This is a genomic window from Methanoculleus chikugoensis (genome assembly GCF_900095385.1).
In the GTDB taxonomy this organism is placed as follows: Archaea; Halobacteriota; Methanomicrobia; order Methanomicrobiales; family Methanoculleaceae; genus Methanoculleus; species Methanoculleus chikugoensis_A.
The window spans coordinates 1-4,678 of the sequence record NZ_FMID01000013.1 but is presented as its reverse complement, the minus strand read 5'-3'; the positions used below and the strand labels follow the sequence as shown (position 1 = coordinate 4,678).

Annotated in this window: 5 protein-coding genes; 1 reads left to right on the top strand and 4 read right to left on the bottom strand. The window is 65.9% G+C overall.

Annotated features, from left to right (window positions below; genetic code table 11):
• Positions 1-146: 146 nt before the first annotated feature.
• A complete protein-coding gene (tsaA, locus tag L21_RS02325) occupies positions 147-629 on the bottom strand; it encodes a tRNA (N6-threonylcarbamoyladenosine(37)-N6)-methyltransferase TrmO (RefSeq protein WP_074368893.1) in 483 nt (160 codons plus the stop codon).
• Positions 630-721: 92 nt separating this feature from the next.
• Here tsaA and L21_RS02320 point away from each other — a divergent pair, with 92 nt between their 5' ends.
• Positions 722-1,090, top strand: a complete 369-nt coding sequence (locus L21_RS02320; protein WP_074368891.1) for a nuclear transport factor 2 family protein — start codon at positions 722-724, stop codon at positions 1,088-1,090.
• Here L21_RS02320 and thiE read toward each other — a convergent pair.
• The 3 genes from thiE to L21_RS02305 form a co-directional block, all read right to left on the bottom strand.
• Positions 1,087-1,722, bottom strand: a complete 636-nt coding sequence (thiE, locus tag L21_RS02315) for a thiamine phosphate synthase (protein WP_074368890.1) — start codon at positions 1,720-1,722, stop codon at positions 1,087-1,089. The two genes, L21_RS02320 and thiE, sit on opposite strands and share 4 nt — an antisense overlap.
• A complete protein-coding gene (gene thiM / locus L21_RS02310; RefSeq protein ID WP_083608715.1) occupies positions 1,722-2,561 on the bottom strand; it encodes a hydroxyethylthiazole kinase in 840 nt (279 codons plus the stop codon). Before thiM ends, thiE begins: the two co-directional genes overlap by 1 nt.
• 171 nt (positions 2,562-2,732) lie before the next feature.
• Positions 2,733-4,604, bottom strand: a complete 1,872-nt coding sequence (locus L21_RS02305) for a PAS domain S-box protein (protein WP_074368889.1) — start codon at positions 4,602-4,604, stop codon at positions 2,733-2,735.
• Positions 4,605-4,678: the final 74 nt, after the last annotated feature.

The window sequence follows — 4,678 nt, the reverse complement described above, 5'->3', positions numbered from 1 at the left end:
GACGGCGATCAGTGGAATTGCTCGTTTTGTCATGGATACCATACAGTACCCGTCCGCCGATATTAAAGGCGTTTCATTTACTTTGTAGTTATGTTAAATGACTTTACCTCAACAGCTCCCTGTTAAATGTTGCCCTCCTCTCGAGGTCAGCAGAACCGGCCGTCCGAGCGCCTGGTGCGGGCGTCATCCGAGGTTGAGGCCAGCCACCCGGACCGCTCGTCGGGGTAGGCGTCGAACGCCGGGACGTAGGGCTTGATGTCGAGGACCGGGGTGCCGTCCAGGATATCCACGTCATCGAGATGGAGCGTCGCGCCCTCGACGGCGGCCAGCCGCAGAACCGAGAGACCGATCGCGTTGGGGCGGCGGGGCGCCCGGGTCGCAAAGACGCCGTGCGGTGTCGTATCGAGGAACGGCACCACTTCGAGCGCGTAGCCCTCCGAGCGGTGGAAGTGGTAGAGAACGATGATCCGGGAGAACCCCGTGAGGTCTTTCAAGCCGGCGGCATAGGCGGGGTCGAGTTCGACCGTCCCCCGGACGCCCCGGGCGCCGACGGGCTGGATCGGCATGTCGCGGGGGTCGCGGAAGGGGGAGCGGACGGTACCGATGGGGGTGAAGGTTATCCCGGTCATAGGTATCCCTCTCTCCGGGGGGAGAAGAGGGTTTGCGTCCGGGTTGACCATGGGAAACGGTTATTATCGTCCCATGCGTCCACGTGCTCTCTATGGAAGACCTCTTAGCGGTTCTGCTGGATATCGAGAAGCGGGCCTGGAAGGCTGCCGACACCCGGGACGTGGAGTTCTACCGTGATTATCTCGCGCCGGAAGCCCTTGTCGTCAGCCCCCGGGGCATCCTGGACAGGGAGGGGATCCTCCGCGATCTCGTGGAGAACCCCAACGAGTTTCCGGAGTACGCCATCACGGACCCGAGGGTCGTGCCCGTTAGGGAAGAGGGTGCCGTCCTCGCGTATACCGTCTCCTTCGGCGGGCAGACACTCTACGTGTCGACGGTGTATGCCCGGGCCGGGGGCCGGTGGCGGGCGGCCTTCCACCAGCGGACGCCTGCGCTCGAAGGAGCCGGAGCGGAGGGTTAGCGTCCTCTCGTTTTCGCGGCGACGATCCGGGCCCGGAGGTCTCGTGCGGCGGCGGTGACGTCGTCCTTCCCGACGACCGCCGATATCACCGCAACCCCGTCGGCTCCCGCGGCGATGACGTCGGAGACGTTTTCCGCGGTGATCCCGCCTATCGCGACGATGGGGAGGGATACCGCAGCACGGATCTCCGCGAGGACGGCGAGCCCGCGGCCCGGCCCGGCGTCGTCCTTCGACCCGGTCGCAAACGTCGGGCTGAGTGCGACGTAGTCGGCCCCCTCCGTCGCAGCGCGGACCGCCGTCGCCACCGACCCGACCGATGCCCCGATGATGAACCCCGGCGGGGCGAGCCGTCGCGCCTCTCCGATGGGGAGATCGCTCTCGCCGAGATGAACCCCGTCGGCACCGGCCGCAAGGGCGACGTCCAGACGGTCGTTCACGATGAAGAGCGCTCCGGCATCAAAGGTGATCTCGCGGACGGCAAAGGCCGCATCGAAGAGCGCCCGCCCCGAGAGGGTCTTGTCGCGGAGCTGGATCGCGTCCGCGCCGCCGGCGACGGCGCGGGCGGCAAGCTCCGCGTGGGATCGCCCGCGGCCGATCTCCTCGTCGGTGATCACGTAGAGGTCATATGCCATTACCGCTCCTCGATCCGCGCGTGCCCGGCAAGGTCGTCGGGGGTGAGGGCGGCAAGTTCGTCGAAGAGCGCCGTCCTGAACGAGTAGGGGCCGCGTGCCTCAAGTGCGGCCCGCTCCCCCGCCCGGCCGAAGGCCGCGAGCGCCGCGGCCGACGCGACCGCATAATCGTCCGCAACCGCGACGAACGCCGCGGTGATCGAGGAGGCCATGCACCCCGTCCCCGAGAGGCGGTCCATCGCCGGGTTGCCGTTCCCGACGAGGAAGACCCTTCTATCGTCGGTAACGACGTCGACCGGCCCCGTCATCGACACGACGGTTCCCGTGAGGCGGGCGCACTCCCGCGCCGTCTCGACGGGGTCGCCGGCGACCCCGCCGGAGTCCACGCCCCGGACGCTCCCGCCCGTCCCGGCAAGGACACCGATCTCCCCGGCGTTGCCCTTCAGGACGGCGACATCGAGGGTGTCGAGGAGTCGCTCGGCGGTCTCGGTCCGGAACGCCGTCGCCCCCACGCCGACCGGGTCGAGGACGACCGGGATGCCGAGGTCGTTTGCCCGGCGCCCGGCAATCAGCATGGCCTCGACCTGCGTAGAGGAGAGCGTCCCGATGTTCAGGACGAGGGCGCCGGCGGCGGCGACCATCTCGGCGACCTCCTCGGGCGCCTCGGCCATCACCGGGGCGGCCCCGGCGCAGATGGTTATGTTCGCGCAGTCGTTGATCGTGACGCTGTTCGTTATGTGATGGATGAGCGGCCGCTCCGACCGCACGGCGGCGAGGAGGCCGGCGGGGATGGTGCCGTTCATGAAGCGTGCCGATGAACTGTTGTTTGTGCTGTCCGGCATAGGTACCTATCTGTTTGGGCAGTTGCATAAAGCCGGTAGCCGGATCCGCAGGTTTCATCGATTTGTGCGATACCCGCACAGGGTCGCGCACCCTGCCGCCGGACGACAATTCCTTGAAACGTGGCCATGGTATGGCCTGTCGTGGGCCGATGGCGACGATCCGGCCGGACGTCAATCCTGTTCGTGCCGCCGGAGGAACGCACGAACTTCCCGCGACTCCACCCATCCCCGATCCAGCTGCGTGATGTACTCGTTGATCCGCTCGACCTGATTGTGGATGACCGTCGACGTCTTCGGGTCGTCGGTCAGGTCGGCCATGCCGAGGATCACCTGCAGGGGCTGGCGTATGTGATCGCCGAGAACGGCGAACTGCTCGATGTTCCGCTCGATCTGCTCGAACGCCTGCTGCCGGAGGCGTTCATTCTGTCTCCGCTCGGTGATGTCCCTGCCGGTCGCCTGGACGCCGACCACCTTTGCGTTTTCCACGATCGGGGATTCGCTCAGCTCGACGAAGGCCGCCGTCCCGTCTTTTCGGCGGAACTCGACTTCGAGCCCCTCTATCGATTCGCCTCCGGCCATCTTCTTCTGCCCTTCCTCCCATGCGGTGAGCGATAAGGGGGTGACGTAGTCACGGCACTTGCAGCCGATGAGTTCGGCGGGGGTATAGCCGAGGATGCGGGTCACGGCCGGGGACATGTAGGTGATCCCCCGGTCGTAGTAGCAGGTATAGATCATATCGAAGCTCCGCTGTGCTATCTCGCGGAACTTCTCCTCGCTCTTGCCGAGCGCCTCTTCGGCCGCCTTTCGCTTGATCCCCTGTGCCAGAACGTTTGCGGCCGCCTGGACGAAGTTGATGTCGTCCCGGGTGAACCTGCGCAGGGCCCGGGTATGGGCGCCGAGCACCCCGTACGGTGCCTCGTCACCCTGGATAATGACGCTGATGCCGCTCAGGATTCCCTCGTTTCGCAGGAGGGGCGGGCCCCGGAACCGGGTCTCGGCCTCGAAGTCTTCGACGATCACCGGCTCGTGGGAGAGAAGGGTGTATCCCGCCTGGGAATCGGTTCCCCCGTTCACTTTCTCGGTACCGATCCGGACTCCGCCGAACCCCACTGCCGCTTCGAGGATGAAGAGATCTTCTTTGGGCAGGTACCGGAGCACTTTGGCGTACTCGACTCCCAGACGCTCCGCCACCACCCGGACCACGGCGTTCATCAGTTCGGGGGGTTCGGCCCCTGCAAGAGCGAACTGGCCGAGGTCCGCGACGGCTGCCTGCTGCGCCGCCCGGACGGCGGTGAGCCGCTCGGCCTGTTTTCTCGCGGTGATGTCGAGGTTGATCCCGACCCAGAAGACGATCTGCCCGTCCCTGTCACGGACAGGAGTTCCCCGGGAGAGGATGATGTGGCATTTCCCGTCGGGATCCGGAATCCTTAACTCGCGATCCCACTGGCATCCCGTATCGAGGCACCGTCTCCAGTCGGAGCGCACTGCCGCAGCATCCTCGAGCGGGATGCACTCCAGCCATCCCCTCTCCCGGAACTCCTCGATCGTCCTTCCCACCAGTTCGAGGAACGAGGCGGAGAGATAGAGCACGTCGCCGTCCGGCCCGCATACCCAGAAGCCGTAGGGCACCAGTTCCCCGACGGTGGCAAAGACTGACTCGGCCCTGATCCGTGCCCTCTCTTCCTTACGCCCGGAAGTGTTCTCCCGGAACCGTACAAGCCTCTCCCCGGCGCAGGGTTCGCCGGAGATCGCCCGGCACGAGAACGAGAAACGGCGCACCTCGCCGCTGGAGGTTCGCATCCGGCAAGCCCCGTGCGCCACCTCCTCCCGGTTCCGGAGTGCGCCGATTAACCTCTCGGCAGAGTCCCCCTCCTCGAAGAGCGGTGCGAGGTGACGGGTGATGAGGCCGCCTATCTCCATGCCACGGGCAGCGTCATCGCCGATCCCGAACGTCTCCTGAAACGATCGGTTCAGCCGGACAACGGTGTTGTCCCGGTCGAGGATGGCGACAGCATCGTCGAGTTCGTCAAAGCAGCGGTACACGGGAGATCTCCATTGGTCGGTGCGGAAGCCCCGGGTAGGGGTGCCATATATCAATACAGTTTGATCAGGTTCAT